Annotated in this window: 9 protein-coding genes and 1 pseudogene; 7 read left to right on the top strand and 3 right to left on the bottom strand. The window is 73.4% G+C overall.

Annotated features, from left to right (window positions below):
* The first annotated feature begins 31 nt into the window (after positions 1–31).
* Positions 32–1,738: a glycerol-3-phosphate dehydrogenase/oxidase gene (locus CP981_RS17050; RefSeq protein WP_085925726.1), complete on the top strand. Its 1,707-nt coding sequence runs from the start codon at positions 32–34 to the stop codon at positions 1,736–1,738.
* 18 nt (positions 1,739–1,756) lie between these two features.
* Here the strand turns inward: CP981_RS17050 and CP981_RS17045 are convergent, their stop codons facing one another.
* Positions 1,757–2,992: a serine hydrolase domain-containing protein gene (locus CP981_RS17045; protein WP_085925727.1), complete on the bottom strand. Its 1,236-nt coding sequence runs from the start codon at positions 2,990–2,992 to the stop codon at positions 1,757–1,759.
* Positions 2,993–3,181: 189 nt separating this feature from the next.
* On the opposite strand from CP981_RS17045, the gene CP981_RS17040 reads away from it, so the two are divergent.
* Complete coding sequence (locus CP981_RS17040; RefSeq protein ID WP_208852945.1) at positions 3,182–5,296, top strand: serine/threonine-protein kinase; 2,115 nt, start codon at positions 3,182–3,184, stop codon at positions 5,294–5,296.
* 215 nt (positions 5,297–5,511) lie between these two features.
* Positions 5,512–7,719 (top strand): protein kinase, encoded by a 2,208-nt coding sequence (locus CP981_RS17035; RefSeq protein WP_085925728.1) that lies wholly within the window; start codon positions 5,512–5,514, stop codon positions 7,717–7,719.
* A 7-nt stretch (positions 7,720–7,726) separates the two neighbouring features.
* On the opposite strand, the pseudogene CP981_RS17030 reads toward CP981_RS17035, so the two are convergent.
* Positions 7,727–9,327, bottom strand: a pseudogene (locus CP981_RS17030) (class I adenylate-forming enzyme family protein).
* 233 nt (positions 9,328–9,560) lie between these two features.
* Between CP981_RS17030 and CP981_RS17025 the strand changes: the two are divergent.
* The 3 genes from CP981_RS17025 to CP981_RS17015 all read left to right on the top strand — a co-directional run bounded on the left by CP981_RS17025 (position 9,561) and on the right by CP981_RS17015 (position 12,707).
* Entirely contained in the window at positions 9,561–10,742 is a 1,182-nt protein-coding gene (locus tag CP981_RS17025; protein WP_085925729.1) for an acyl-CoA dehydrogenase family protein, read from the top strand.
* Positions 10,743–10,749: 7 nt separating this feature from the next.
* Complete coding sequence (locus CP981_RS17020; RefSeq protein ID WP_085925730.1) at positions 10,750–11,748, top strand: acyl-CoA dehydrogenase family protein; 999 nt, start codon at positions 10,750–10,752, stop codon at positions 11,746–11,748.
* Between the two features lie 473 nt (positions 11,749–12,221).
* A complete protein-coding gene (locus CP981_RS17015) occupies positions 12,222–12,707 on the top strand; it encodes an ATP-binding protein (protein ID WP_085925731.1) in 486 nt (161 codons plus the stop codon).
* Between the two features lie 116 nt (positions 12,708–12,823).
* Here CP981_RS17015 and CP981_RS17010 read toward each other — a convergent pair whose 3' ends face one another.
* The gene (locus CP981_RS17010; RefSeq protein WP_085925732.1) at positions 12,824–13,750 is read right to left on the bottom strand and encodes a cyclase family protein; all 927 of its coding nucleotides are present in this window, start codon (positions 13,748–13,750) and stop codon (positions 12,824–12,826) included.
* Between the two features lie 108 nt (positions 13,751–13,858).
* Between CP981_RS17010 and CP981_RS17005 the strand changes: the two genes are divergently transcribed.
* Positions 13,859–14,764 (top strand): SDR family oxidoreductase, encoded by a 906-nt coding sequence (locus tag CP981_RS17005; protein ID WP_085925733.1) that lies wholly within the window; start codon positions 13,859–13,861, stop codon positions 14,762–14,764.
* Positions 14,765–14,923: the final 159 nt, after the last annotated feature.

Here is a 14,923-nt window from a genome sequence, read left to right as displayed (position 1 = left end):
GGTGTGGCCCCGATCACAGCGGGAGGCAGCGGTGAAGACAGCGATACTGGGACCGGCGCAGCGGGCCGAGGCGCTCGCTCGAATGGCGGAGCGGGAGCTGGACATTCTCGTGGTCGGCGGTGGAGTCGTCGGCGCGGGGACCGCGCTGGACGTGGCGACCCGCGGTCTGTCCACCGGACTGGTCGAGGCGCGGGACTGGGCCTCGGGCACGTCCAGCCGGTCGAGCAAGCTCATCCACGGTGGTTTGCGGTATCTGGAAATGCTGGACTTCGCGCTGGTCAGAGAGGCGTTGAAGGAGCGGGGGCTGCTGCTGGAGCGGCTGGCGCCGCATCTGGTCAAGCCGGTCCCGTTTCTGTATCCGCTTCAGCACAAGGGCTGGGAGCGCTGGTACGCGGGCTCCGGTGTGGCGCTGTACGACGCGATGTCGGTCTCGTCGGGGCACGGCCGCGGACTGCCCGTGCACCGGCATCTGTCGCAGAAGCGGGCGCTGCGGGTGGCGCCGTGCCTGAAGAGGGACGCGCTGGTCGGTGCGCTCCAGTACTACGACGCGCAGATGGACGACGCGCGCTATGTCGCCACGATGGTGCGGACCGCGGCCGCCTACGGGGCGCAGGTCGCCAACCGGGCACGGGTGGTGGGCTTTCTGCGCGAGGGCGAGCGGGTGGTCGGCGTACGGGTCGAGGACGTCGAGGGGGGCGGCGACTACGAGATCCGGGCGCAGCAGATCGTCAATGCCACCGGGGTGTGGACGGATGACACCCAGGCGCTGATCGGGGAGCGCGGGCAGTTCCATGTCCGGGCGTCGAAGGGGATCCACCTGGTGGTCCCCAAGGACCGGATCCACTCCACGACCGGTTTGATCCTGCGGACGGAGAAGAGCGTCCTGTTCGTCATCCCCTGGGGGCGGCACTGGATCGTGGGGACGACGGACACCGACTGGGATCTGGACAAGGCGCATCCGGCGGCCTCCAGCGCGGATATCGACTATCTGCTGGAGCATGTGAACGAGGTGCTCGCGACGCCGCTGACCAGGGACGACGTGGAGGGGGTGTACGCCGGGCTGCGGCCGCTGCTGGCCGGGGAGTCGGACGCCACCAGCAAGCTGTCCCGGGAGCACACCGTCGCGCATCCGCTGCCGGGGCTGGTCGTGGTGGCGGGCGGCAAGTACACGACGTACCGGGTGATGGCTAAGGACGCGGTGGACGAGGCGGTGCACGGCCTCGACCAGCGGGTCGCGGACTGTGTGACCGAGGATGTGCCGCTGGTCGGGGCCGAGGGATACAAGGCGCTGTGGAACGCGCGGGCCCGGATCGCGGCGCGCACCGGACTGCATGTCGCCCGTATCGAGCATCTGCTGAACCGCTACGGCTCGCTGACCGAGGAACTGCTGGAGCTGGTGGTGGCCGATCCGTCGCTGGGTGAACCGCTGGCGCACGCGGACGACTACCTGCGGGCCGAGGCGGTCTATGCCTGCACCCACGAGGGCGCCCGCCATCTCGACGACGTGCTGACCCGGCGCACCCGTATCTCCATCGAGACCTTCGACCGGGGCACCCGCAGCGCCCGCGAGGTCGCCGAGCTGATCGCGCCCGCGCTGGGCTGGGACGAAGACCAGGTCGAGAAGGAGATCGCGCACTACCAGAAGCGGGTCGAGGCCGAGCGCGAATCGCAGCGGCAGCCGGACGATCTGACGGCGGATGCGGCGCGGTTGGGGGCGCCGGACATCGTGCCGCTCTGAGGCTGCTCTGATGCCGCTCTAGCCCCCGCCGTGCCCGGCGCAGAACTCCGCCGTCAGGACCGCCCTGTCGGGGACCGGGGCCGAGTGGGTGTCGGTGTTCACGCGGTAGCTGAGGACGTGGCGGCCGTCGCGGGTGGCGGCGGTACGGGCGTGGGAGCCGTTGATCTCGCCGTCGTGGCCCCAGACGGTGACGCCGCAGGGCAGCTCGGTCGCGTAGAGGCCGAGGCCGTAGGTGCCGCCGGTGTGCTGCGCGTTGCGTATCTGCGCCATCTGGCGGGGCGCCAGGAACCGGCCGCCGAGGAGCGCGGAGAAGAAGCGGTTGAGGTCGCCGAGGGTGGTGACCATCTCGCCGGCCGCGCCCGCCCAGCTGGGGTCCAGCGAGGTGGCGTCCACCCGCCGGTCGCCGATGCGGGAGTACGCCCGGCCGTGCGGCCTCGGCAGTGCCGGGACGGTGCCGGGGAACGAGGTGTGGTGGAGCCCGGCGGGGACGAGGAGGCGGCGGCGGATCTCGGTGGCGTACGGGTGTCCGGTGACGGCCTGGATGACCAGGCCCAGCACGAGGTAGTTGGTGTTGGAGTAGGAGTACCGGGCGCCCGGGGCGGCCGCCGGCGGATGGCGCAGGGCGGTGCGCAGCAGCTCGGCGGGGGTGTGGCGGTCGTAGCGGTGGGCGCGGAAGCCCGTGCCGAAGAGCTGCCCCGCGAGCCGGGGATCGTCGGTGTAGTTGAACAAGCCACTCGTATGGTCCAGCAGCTGGCGGATCGTCACTCCGCGGAGGCTGCTGCGGGTGCCGGGGCCCGTGACCCGCATGCCCGGCGGGAGGTGGGCGGCGGCGCTGTCGTGGAGGGCCAGCCGGTGCTCGGCGGCCAGCTGGAGGACGACCGTGGCGACCAGGGTTTTGGTGAGGCTGCCGGCCCGGAAGTGGTCCCGGGGGCCCATGGTGCGGCCACTGCGCAGATCCGCCACCCCGGCCGCGGAGAAACGCGCGGCGGGAAAACCGGCGCGGGTGGTGAGGGCGGCCGCGCCCGGGATCCCGTCGCCGACCAGGCGGTGCAGCGCCGGCGCCGTCCGCGCGGGCGGCCGGGCGGGTTTCAGGGACGCGGGGGCGAGGCGGGGTTGGCCGGTGGAGGCCGTCAGGAGCAGCGTGGCCAGGGCCGCCAGGGCGCCCGTACGGACCAGGGCGGGACGGTGGCCCGCCGGGGGCGCCGCCGGGCGGAGTGCGCGGTCCGCGGCCGGGCGACGCGGGCGCTTCGTCATCGGGACTCCCGTTCGTCGGGGCCATCATGACGGGTGCAGGGTGTTGTTCGGCACCGACCCGGGCCTTCCGCACGGCCGCGGATGAGGGAGAATGAAGGCTCTGCCAGGGTGGGTTGTCCGAGTTGGGCCAGTTTGGTGATCGATGGGACGTCGAAGCTGCCAACTCGGCTGGATTGCAGAGGGGATTCAGTGGGCGACGAGGTCGAGATGGACGGCAAGGGGGGCAGGCTGCTCGCCGGGCGGTACCGGCTCGCCGATGTTCTCGGCCGGGGCGGCATGGGCACCGTCTGGCGGGCACGTGACGAGGTCCTGGGCCGCACGGTCGCGGTCAAGGAGCTGCGCTTCCCGGGCGGGGTCGAGGAGGACGAGAAGCGTCGTCTGATCACCCGCACGCTGCGCGAGGCCAAGGCGATCGCCCGGATCCGGAACAACGGCGCGGTGACGGTCTATGACGTGGTCGACGAGGACGACCGCCCGTGGATCGTGATGGAGCTGGTCGAGGGACGCTCGCTCGCCGAGGTCATCCGTGACGACGGTCCGCTTCCCCCGCGCCGTTCCGCCGAGGTCGGCCTGGCGGTGCTCGATGTGCTGCGCGCCGCCCACGCCGCGGGCATCCTGCACCGCGATGTGAAGCCGTCCAACGTCCTGATGTCCGATGACGGCCGGGTCGTGCTCACCGACTTCGGTATCGCCCAGGTCGAGGGCGACCCCTCCGTGACCTCGACCGGCATGCTCGTCGGCGCCCCCTCCTACATCTCCCCGGAGCGCGCCCGCGGCCAGAAGCCGGGACCGCCGGCCGACCTGTGGTCGCTGGGCGGGCTGCTGTACGCCTGTGTCGAGGGCGTGCCGCCGTACGACAAGGGCTCGGCGATCGCCACGCTGACGGCGGTGATGACCGAGCCGGTCGAGCCGCCGAAGAACGCCGGCGGGCTGGAGGAGGTCATCTACGGCCTGCTGGTGAAGGACCCGGCGGGCCGGCTGGACGACGCCGGGGCGCGGACGCTGCTGCTGGACGTGGTGCACGCCCCCGAGGCGCGGAAGCCCGAGCCCCCGCTGGACGAGACCCGGGCGATGGTGCTGCCGACGGTGCCCAAGGAGCGCGCCAAGGCGAAGCCCGACAGCACGCCGAAGCCGAAGCCCGCCGCGAAGTCGCGGGTGCCGCGCAAGCCGAAGCCGGCCGCCGCCGCGGTGGCGGAGTCGCCGGCCGGGAGCGGGCCCGCGTCCGGCGCTGCCACGGCGGGCAAGAGCAAGGCCGGTGCCGCCAAGGCCGCCGGCGCCAAGGCCGCCGCGACGAGCACCCCGGAGCGGACCGGGCGCCCGAAGACGGCCTCCCCGGCCGCCGGGGAGCAGGCCGGCGCGGACCGCGCCGCATCCGGCACGTCCCGTCCCACGCTCACCCGTCCCGGGTTCGACACCGAGGCTGCCAAGGAGCGGGTGCGCGGTGCGCTGCGGACGGTCCGTGCGGCGGCCGTCGCCGCGAGAGCCCGTGTGGACTCCAGACCCGATGACGGGAACCGTCCGGCGCCCCGCGCTTCGGTGACCGATGTCGTCCCGCGCCGCACCCTGGTCATCGTGGCCGTGGTCGTCGTCCTGGCGGTGCTGGGCACGGTCCTGGCCGTCGCGCTGAGCGGCGACGGCAGCACGAAGAACAGCGGCAAGCCGGCCGGCAAGCCGGACAAGTCGTCGTCCGCGGCGAAGGCGGAGCCGTCCACGGAATCGGCCGGCACGGGCGAGGACGCCAAGCAGGGCGGGCCCGGCTCGCCGGCCCCGCAGCCGCCCGGCGGTGTCAGCCCGGCCGAGGAGGAGAGCGACACCGGCGGCAAGGACGGCAAGGGGGACAAGGCGGTGCCGGACGGCTTCGCCCGGATCTCCAACGGCAGGTTCCACTTCGGTATGGCGATGCCCAAGGGCTTCAAGCAGACGGGCACCGCGGGGGAGGGCTCCGGCGTCATCTACAGCGCCTCGGGCGGCTTCCCCCGCGTCCAGGTGGACTACAACGCCGAGCCCGGCACCGACGCGGCGGCTTCCTGGCGCAGCCTGGAGCCCGCGGTGCGCGGCTCCACCGAGGACTACCACCGCATCAGCATCAAGCCGGTGAAGTGGCGGGGCTACCCGACCGTCGCCGACTGGTCCTTCACGCGGCGTCAGAGCGGCCAGCAGGTCCGGGTCCTCGACCGTGGCTTCCGGGCCGACGACCAGCACGGCTACGCCATCATGATCACTTGCAAGAAGGACAAGTGGCCGGACAAGGAGTGCCAGGACGTGGTCTCGGCCGCGTTCAAGACCTTCGCGATCAAGGACTGAGCGCGGGACCGGTTTGCGGGCCGGGCGACGCACGGACAGAGTGCGCGTCGTTGCGCAGACCGGCCCGCAAGCCGCGGTGCGGGCACGTATCGTGAGACCGCGAAGACCGTACGCATCCGCAATCGGCGGGAATACGACCGGAAGTGACCGGAGGCGCCAGCGCCGAGGGTGTTCCGGCGCGACGGTAGACACAGCGCGCGCTGCGGGGAGGCGTCGTGGACGAGTACGCGGGAAGGGTGCTCGCCGAGCGTTACCGCCTGCCGTTGCGGCCCCTCGGCGATGACGACCTCACCGAGTCCCGGGCGTTCGACACGTTCAGCGGACAGGAGGTCCTGGTCCGTCAGGTGCCGCTGCCCGAGGTGGTCGACGCGGAGGTCGTGGGGGCGGAGCCGGCCGGGCCCGCCGAGCGGGGGACCGGCGGCGGCCGCTACGGTGCCGCGCGGCTGACGGGCGGCGCGGGGGTGGCCGACCGCAGCCCCGGGGACCCTGCCGTACGACGCGCGCTGGAGGCCGCCACGACCGCGGCCCAGCTGGCCGATCACCCCCGGCTGGAGCAGGTCTTCGACGTCTTCGCGCAGGACGGCAGCCTGTGGATCGTCGCCGAACTCCTGCTCGCCCGCCCGCTGTCCGCGCTGCTCGCCGAGCGGACGCTGTCCCCGCACCGCGCCGCGGAGATCGCCGCGGATCTGCTCACCGTGCTGCGGGTACTGCACGCGGAGGGCATGCTGCACCGCAACATCACCGCCCGTACGGTCCTGGTCTGCGACGACGGCCGGGCCATCCTGACCGGTCTGGCGGCGGGGGCGGCCCAGGAAGCGCTGTGCGGGACCGAGCCGCCCACCGCCGCGGACCCGCCGGAGAAGCCCGCGCCGGACGCCCCGGCCGCCAAGACCTCGCTGACCAAGCCCGCACGGGACGACGACACCACCGGCCCCGCGTACGGCCGGCCCACCGCCGGGCTCGCCGCCGAACGGGCCCGGCAGGCGCGGCTGACCGTCGTCGGCCCGCTCACCGAGCGCTGGGCGCCGGAGCAGGCCGGACCGGTGCACGAGAACTGGCAGTTGGCGCCGCCGGTCGGCCCGGCCACCGATCTGTGGGCGGTCGGCGCGCTGCTCTACCGGAGCGTGCAGGGGCAGGCGCCGTTCCCCGAGGGCAGCGCCGTGGAGCTGGCGCAGCTGGTCTGTTCGCAGCCGCCCGCGGACGCCGAGGAGTGCGGGGCGCTGCGGCCGGTCGTCGAGTCGCTGCTGCGTCAGGACCCGGCCGACCGCCCGGATGCCGAGGAGCTGAACGGCTGGCTGCGCTCCCTGATCCGTACGGCACCGGAGCCGGCGGTCGGCAGCCGGCTGGTGACGATGCCCGCGGAGGGGGCCGATCCGCGGCGGCTGCCGATCGTGCGGCGCCGCGGCGAACTCGTACGGAAGGGCCGGCACAAGAAGACCCGGACGGCCCGCCGCACCCGGCCGCAGCCGGCCCCGGCCGCCGTGGGGGCCGCCGCGGCCGCACCGCCCGTTCCGCGGGCGCCGGCCCCGGAGCAGCCCACCCCGCTCGTCTCCACCACCCGCCCGCCGCGCCCCCCGAAGCAGCCGAAGCCGCTCCGGCAGTCCAGACCGGCCCGCACCGCCCGGTCCGGCAGACCGGCGTCCGGACAGAGCGGCCCCGCGGACCGGGAGCCGTACGACCAGCGGACGCCGGACCCCTCCGGCCCGGACACCGCCTCCCGCCCGTCGCGCGCGCCGCGCCACCTCGGCCGGCTGCTGCTCACCGCGATCCTGCTGCTGCTCGTCGGCGCGGTCGTCTATGCGCTGGCGTTCCTGCCGAAGTCCGGCCCGGACTCCAAGGCGGGCGAGCGCGGCGGGGACCGTACGGGCAGTTCGGGTGCGGCGCCCGCCAGTCCGGCACCGTCCGGGGACCAGGAGGGCGACCACGCCTCGGCCGGCACCGGCGCACCGCAGACCACCGCGCCCGCCGAGGTCGCCAAGGGCTTCGGGGTACGCAACGACCCGGAGGGTTTCCAGGTCGCGGTCCGCGAGGGCTGGCAGCGGCGCGGCGCCAACGACCGGGGCCAGGTGCGGTACGTCGGCGGGGACTATGAGCTGGTGGTGGTGCCCGGCCGCGACACCACGGCGCGCTTCGGCACCGACCCGATGGCGTATCTCCAGAACAAGGAAGCCGAGCTGGCCCCGTACCGCTCCTCCGGCTGGGCCTCGGCCTCCGGCCTCCAGCGGATCGACGTCGGCAAGACGGCGATGGCCGAGGGCACCTTCTCCTGGCGCGACGGCAGCGGCCGCGAGGTGTACGTACGGAACCTGGCGATGATCCACAAGGGTCGCTACCACCTCGTCCTCGTCATCGGCCCGGACCGCGGCCGGCACGAGATCGACCAGCTCTACACCCAGGCGACGAGCGCCTACCGGCCGGGCTGAGGCGGCGTCACCCGGCCCCGCCGCCCCCGAACCGCTCCCGCAGCTCCTGTTTGAGGACCTTGCGCAGCGTGGCGCCGCGGGGCAGGGCGGGCAGCAGCTCCAGTTGTTCGGGGAGTTTGTACCGGGCCAGGCCCTGGGTGAGGAGGTGCGCCGAGAGGGTGGCCAGGGCCAACTCACCGGCATTTGGGGGCTGTTCGACGACCGCGCAGACGCGTTCGCCGCGTTCGGGGTCCGGCAGGCCGATGACGGCGGCGTCGGCGATGTCCGGGTGGCGGTAGAGGAGTTCCTCGATCTCCTGGGCGGAGATGTTCTCGCCCTTGCGGATGATGATGTCTTTGAGGCGGCCGGTGACGACGAGGTGCCCGGTGACGACGAGGTGCCCGGTGGGGGTGAGGTGGCCGAGGTCGCCGGTGCGGAGGAAGCCGTCGGCGTCGAAGGGGGCGGGCTCGTCGAGGTAGCCGCGGCGGACGGCCGGGCCGCGCAGTGCGATCTCCCCGCTCTCGGGGGCGATCCGGATCTCCATGCCCGCGGGCGGCCGGCCGTCGGTGTGGGCCAGATGTCCGGGGCTGTCATACGGGTCGCCCATGGTGACCATGGGGGCCTCCGTCATGGCGTAGCCGTGGGCGAGTTGGCAGCCGAGCTCGGCGGTGACCTCGTGGTAGAGCGCGGGCGGCTTGGGCGCGCCGCCGCCGGCCAGCAGCCGCAGTGACGGCAGCAGCCGGCGGCCCGGCGGCAGCTTGCGCGCCTCGGCGAGGAAGAGGGCGTAGAAGGCGGTGGAGCCGCCGGCGAGGGTGACCCGGTGACGGCGGTAGGCGGCCAGCGCGCCGGGCAGCGCGAAGTGTTCCAGGAGGACGGCGGGGATGCCGTGTTCCAGCAGCATGACGGTGTAGTCGGGCCCGGCGACATGGGCGTACGGGAAGGCCATCGAGCCGATGTCCGACGGGCCGAGGCGCAGGGCCGCGCCCAGCCAGTGCCCGGCCGTCCGCAGGCTGCGGTCGGTGTGCAGCACGCCCTTGGGGGCCGAGGTGGTGCCGGAGGTCCAGTAGATCCAGCGGACCACGTCGTCGTCGGCCGGGGGCGGGGGCAGGACGGCCGGGTCGGCGTCGGGCAGGGTGTCGTCAGCGTCGATGACGGTGGGCGGACGGGGCAGGCCGGCGGCCAGGCGGTCCGCCATCGCGCGGTGGTCGAAGCCGCGCCGGACGCCGGGGGCGGCGAAGAAGGCCGCGCGGGTGCGGCGCAGCACCTGGCCGGTCTCGTGTGCGCGGTAGAGCGGCAGCAGCGGGCTCTGGACGGCGCCGATCCGGGCCAGTGCGAGGCTGAACAGCACGGTCTCGGTGGGGGTCCCCCCTGCTCCTTAAGAGCTTGGGGGAGGGTCGGCAGCTGCCAGACGACCCGGCTGCCGGGCCGTACGCCCCGCTCGTACAGGCCGGCCGCGACCCTCCCCCATGCCTTAAGGGCATGGGAGGTGCCCCCATGCCGCCGGTGCAGGGCGCCGAAGCTGATCCGCCGTTCCTGCCGGGCGGACCCGTCCCCCTGGATGAGGGCCGGGGCGCCGGGGGTACGGGCGGCGCGCCAGGCCACCAGGTCCCAGAGGGTGGTGCCGGTCACCCGTCCCTCCCGTCGCCGTCTGCTGACGCCTCGTCAGATGCCTGCCGAGAGTAGATGCCGGTGCCTTGTCGGTCCAGAGGGGCCGGGCTAGCCTCTTTCTGACGGTGCATCAGATTCGGACGAGGGGCGACGATGGCGAATCCGGTGGAGGGCGTCGACGACGCGACGGGTCACCCGCCGCGGTGCGGCACCACGGTCCGCGGGCCCGGCCCGGGCCTCGGCGAGTAGCCGCCATGGACCTCAGCTGCACACCGGAGGAGGAGGACTTCCGGGCCCGGCTGCGCCGGTGGCTCGGCGAGGTGCTGCCGAAGCTGCCCGCACCGCCCGCCGCGACCGACTGGCCCGGCCGCCGGGCGTACGACACCGCCTGGCAGCGGATGCTGTACGACGCCGGATACGCGGGCCTGCACTGGCCGCGGGACGCCGGCGGGCAGGGCGCCACCCCCGCCCAGCACCTGATCTTCCTGGAGGAGACCGAGCGCGCCGGCGCCCCCTACGTCGGGGCCAACTTCGTCGGACTGCTGCACGCCGGACCCACCCTCGCCGCCGAGGGCACCGCCGAGCAGCGCGCCCGCTGGCTGCCGCCGATCCTGCGCGGCGAGGAGATCTGGTGCCAGGGCTTCAGCGAACCGGACGCCGGATCCGACCTCGCGGCGCTGCGCACCCGGGCCGTCCGCGACGGGGACGACTACGTCATCAGCGGCGCCAAGATCTGGACCTCGCACGCCGAGGTCGCCGACTGGTGCGAACTCCTCGTCCGCACCGACCCGGCCGCGCCCCGGCACCGCGGCATCAGCTGGCTGGCGATGCCGATGGACGCGCCCGGGGTGACCGTCCGGCCGCTGCGCACCCTCGCCGGTTCGACGGAGTTCGCCGAGGTGTTCCTCGACGAGGTGCGGGTCCCGGTCACCCACCGGGTCGGCGCGGAGAACGACGGCTGGCGGGTGACGATGGTGACGCTGTCCTTCGAGCGCGGCACCGCCTTCGTCGGCGAAGTGGTCGCCTGCCGCCGGGTGCTCGGCGAGCTGGCCCGGGCCGCCCGCGCCAACGGCCGCTGGGACGATGCCGTGCTGCGCCGCAGACTGGGCCGGCTGAGCGCGGAGTTCACGGCGCTGTGGCGGCTGACCCAGTGGAATGTGAGCGAGGCGATGCGGGGCGCCGCGCGCGGCGGGCAGCGGGGGAGTGGCGGCGTCCCGGGCGCCGGCGGCTCGGTCTTCAAGCTGCGCTATTCGCACGCCCGCCAGGAGCTGTACGACGCGGCGGCCGAGGTGCTGGGCGCCGGCGCGCTGGACGCGGACCACGCCTGGGTCGCGGACCGGCTGTCGTCCCTCTCGTACACCATCGCGGCCGGTACCTCGCAGATCCAGCAGAACATCGTCGCCGAGCGGATCCTCGGCCTGCCGAAGGGGCGGTGACCGGGCGGTGGACTTCCAACTCACCGATGAGCAGCGGGCGTTGAAGGACGGCACCCGGGAGCTGCTGGCCGGGCGGTTCGGGCGGGACCGGCTGCGGGCGGCCGTCGAGGAGCCCGCACCGGACCGTGCGCTGTGGCGTGAGCTGGGCGCGGCCGGGTTCTTCGCGCTGCGGCTGCCGGAGCGGGACGGCGGGGTGGGGCTGGGGCTGCCGGAGGCGGTGCTGGTCCTGGAGGAGGCCGGGCGGGCGCTGCTGCCGGGGCCGCTGGTGGCGTGCTTGCTGCTGGCCGGGTTGGTGGACGGGGTCGCGACCGGTGAGCGGATCGCCGGACTCTGCGACGGGGCGCGGGAGCCGCTGCTGTGGGAACACCCGGCCGGCTGCGATGAGTTGATCTTGCTGGAGGGCGACGACGGCCCTGCCGGGGGCGAGGCCGACGGCCGGGCGGAGGGCGCACCGGGGCGTACGGGCGGTGCGTACCGGAGCGCGCCGGACCGGGTGCCCTGCGCCCCGTTTGCTTCCGTCGACCCCCTCACTCCGCTCGCCCGCGTTCTGGACCTGCCGCGCACCGAACCCGTGGCCGTGGACGTGCCCCGGCTCCGCCGCGAGGCCGCCTTGCTCACCGCGGCCCAGCAGCTCGGCAGCGCCGTCCGCACGGTCGAGATGGCGGCCGGCCACGCCCGCGAGCGCGAGCAGTTCGGCGTCCCCATCGGCTCGTTCCAGGCCGTCAAGCAGCTGTGCGCGCAGATGCTGGTACGCGCGGAAATCGCCCGAAGTGCGGTGTATGCGGCATCGGTCACGGAGAGTGCTCTCGACATCACGGGCGCGAAACTGCTCGCCGACGAGGCAGCGGTGCGCAACGCCCGGGACTGTTTGCAGGTCCACGGCGGAATGGGCTTCACCTGGGAGGCCGATGTCCATCTGCACCTCAAGCGGGCCTGGTGGCATGCCGAGCGCTGGGGAACGGCGGGCGGGGCCGAGGAGCTGCTGGCCGCGGGCTTGATCGCCTGACGGCACGGAGGCGGAGGCCGTTGCGGGGTGCGTGGCGGCTGCCGATGTCAGACTGTGGCACTCCGTGTACGGAATGTCGGACCTCACCACGCAGAAGCGGTCACAGAGTGTCGATATCGGGTTGTGTCCTAGGCGTGACTCGTCACAGGGGGGAGTCGGCGTTCCGCTCGGGTACTCTCCGTTGGGTGCGAGTGGTTCTGTGGCGCAACGGACCCGGTGCCGTCGGAAGGACGGCTCCGGGGTACGGACTGCGCGCCGCTCGCCTCAGGCAGGGCCCGGGTTGCCCCCCATGTTCGACTCCCCGCAAAGTGCGTCGCACAGTATGCAGGACGCATACTCCCTTGCGCTGGAATATGCCCGAAGCGCTTGTTGGGGTGACTCAACGTCAACCATGCTGTGCTTCGCCGGGGTCACGCACCGTGACTCCGTGGAGGCGCGAGGCGATGTTTCCGCCGGTTCGGATGGTGTGAGCGGTGCAGGTGCTTCAGGTGCAATTGGACGTACGGCCTGACCCCGCGGAGGTGGGGCGGGCCCGGCGGTGGGCCCGCTCGCGGCTCGCGGGTTCCGGCATAGGGGTCGATGAGCCACTCGCGGAGACATTGATCCTGTTGATCTCCGAGCTCGTCACCAACGCCGTGGTGCACACCGGCGCGGCGGCCGAGCTGCGGATGTGTTTCTCCGGCTCGGGCGCCGTGGTGGGCACGGTCCGGGTCGAAGTGCTGGACGTCAGCGCCCGCCCGCCGCGCCAGCGGCACGCCGACGGCGACGACACCAACGGCCGCGGCCTGGAGCTGGTCGACGGTCTCGCCGACCGCTGGGGCTGGCAGCAGGAGGGCACCGGCAAGCGGATCTGGTGCGAGGTGGACCGCGGCCGCCCGCTGCTGATGGCGGCGGGGGCCGACCTCGGGGCGTATGAGCCCTCTTGTGCCGCGTCACGCACCGTGACGCACCAGGCGTAATCGATCCGATCGGCGCACCACCGGCGCTCCTCCGGCAGATCCCGGCACCTGCCGCCTGACCGGCCGGGCGCCGTCGAGTCGCCGGCCGGTGCGGTCGGCGACTCGGCGCGGCCGCCTCAGAGGATCGCCACGGGGGCGACCGGCGCACCGGACCCGCCGACGAACGGTTCGGCCACCGCGGACAGGAGGAAGGCGAAGCGGCCTTCCTCCGCGCAGGCCGCCGACAGCTCCTCCAGATTCCAGTTCTGGCCCTGAAGCATGCCCATCTCCACGAGGTGGAGGGCGTGCACCGGCATCCACAGGTTCTCGATCTCCGGCGGGAAGATCTCGAAGGTCAGGGTGTCGTTGGCGACCGCCGCGACATCACGCGCGTGGAACCACTCCGGGGTGCGCAGCGACAGCCCGGGTGACGGGAAGGCGTAGCCCTGCCGGTCGCCGGCGAGATAGTGCCGCAGCTGTCCGGTACGGACGAGGACGATATCGCTGGCCCGGACCCTCGTCCCTGCCAGCTCCTCGGCGGCGTCCAGGTCCTCCGGGGTGACGGCGTGCCCGCCGGGCAGCCCTTCGGTGCCGTGCACCCGGGCCACGTCCAGGAGGACGCCGCGGGACACGATCGGGGTGGCCTTCTCCACGCCGAGCGCGGTGGCGCCGCCGTGTGCGGTGACCGAGTCGGCGGGGCGGTTGTTGTAGAGCCGTCCGGAGTGGGAGACATGGGCCAGGCCGTCCCAGTGGGTGGCGGCCTGGAGGCCCATGGTGACCGCGTCGTCGGAGGTCGCGACCGTACCGGGGCCGAAGATCTCCTGGTTGATGGCGGTCATGGTGTGCAGCGGATTGACCCGGCCCGGGATCACGCCGGTCTGGACGCCGTCCTGTCGGAGGGGGAGGGCGAGCGGGATCCGGCGGCCGCTGCGGATGCTGGCGGCGGCCTCCCGGACGACCTGACGGGTGATCAGGTTGAGGGTCCCGATTTCGTCGTCCGCGCCCCAACGCCCCCAGTTGTTCACGCGTTTGGCGATGTCATGGAACTCCTGCGGCAGGGGCATGGGGCCTCCTCGGGGCGGCCGGGGCCGGTTCGGCCCGGGGTCTTGTGTTCGTACCGGGTCTGCTCAAAAATTTAACGGTCCGTCAGAAACTGCGGGAAGGGTCACGGCATGGGGAACTTCTTGGCCGGCAAAGTGATCGCCGTAACGGGGGCGGGCCGCGGCATCGGCCGGGCGGTCGCCCTGGCCTGCGCGGAACAGGGCGCGAAGGTGGTCGTCAACGACTACGGGGTCGCCATCGACGGCGGTGCACCCAGCAGCGAGATCGCCGAGTCCGTGGTGAAGGAGATCGAGGCGGCGGGCGGCGTCGCGACCGCGGTCGCCGACGATGTGTCGACCATGGCCGGCGGCCAGCGGATCGTGGACACCGCGCTGGCGCAGTACGGACGGATCGACGGTGTGGTGTGTGTGGCCGGGATCCTGCGCGAGCGGATGCTCTTCAACATGACCGAGGAGGAGTGGGACCCCGTCGTCGCCACGCATCTGAAGGGGACGTTCACGGTGTTCCGGGCCGCGGCCGCGGTGATGCGCCGCCAGAAATCCGGCACTCTGCTGGGCTTCACCAGCGGCAATCACCAGGGCTCCGTGTCCCAGGCCAACTACGCGTCCGCGAAGGGCGGGATCATCTCGCTCGTACGGAGCGCCGCGCTCGGGCTGCACAAATACGGGGTGACGGCCAACGCGGTGGCGCCCGTCGCCCGGACGCGGATGTCCGAGAAGGTGCCGATGGAGCTGACCGAGATCGGCGAGCCGGAGGATGTGGCGGCGCTGGTCGTCTATCTGCTGAGCGAGCGGGCCCGGGAGATCACCGGCCAGGTCTATACGGTCGCCGGGCCGAAGATCGCCGTGTGGGCCCAGCCGGTGGAGCTGCGCTCCGTGTATGCCGAGGGGGGTGGGTGGACGCCGGAGCGGGTGGCGGAGGTGTTGCCGGGGGCGGTGGGGGTTGATCCGATGCCGATGCTTTCCCGGGTGGCGGCGATGGCGTCTGCGGCTGCGGAGGCGCGGCCGAAGCGGTAGGTGGCCTGCGTGCGTTTTCGGCTGTCCCGCCGTGGTGGTTGTTCGCCGTTGCGCCTGCGGCGGGCCGGGTCCGCTGCGCGGGGCTGTGGGTGCGGTGACGGGCCTCCGGGGCCTGGTGTGTGGACTGCTTCGCTTTACGTCCACACACCAGGCCCCTCC

It is taken from the genome of Streptomyces platensis, from assembly GCF_008704855.1.
Classification (GTDB): Bacteria; Actinomycetota; Actinomycetes; order Streptomycetales; family Streptomycetaceae; genus Streptomyces; species Streptomyces platensis.
The sequence above is the reverse complement of the archived record's forward strand: the minus strand, read 5'-3'. Positions and strand labels throughout refer to the sequence as shown.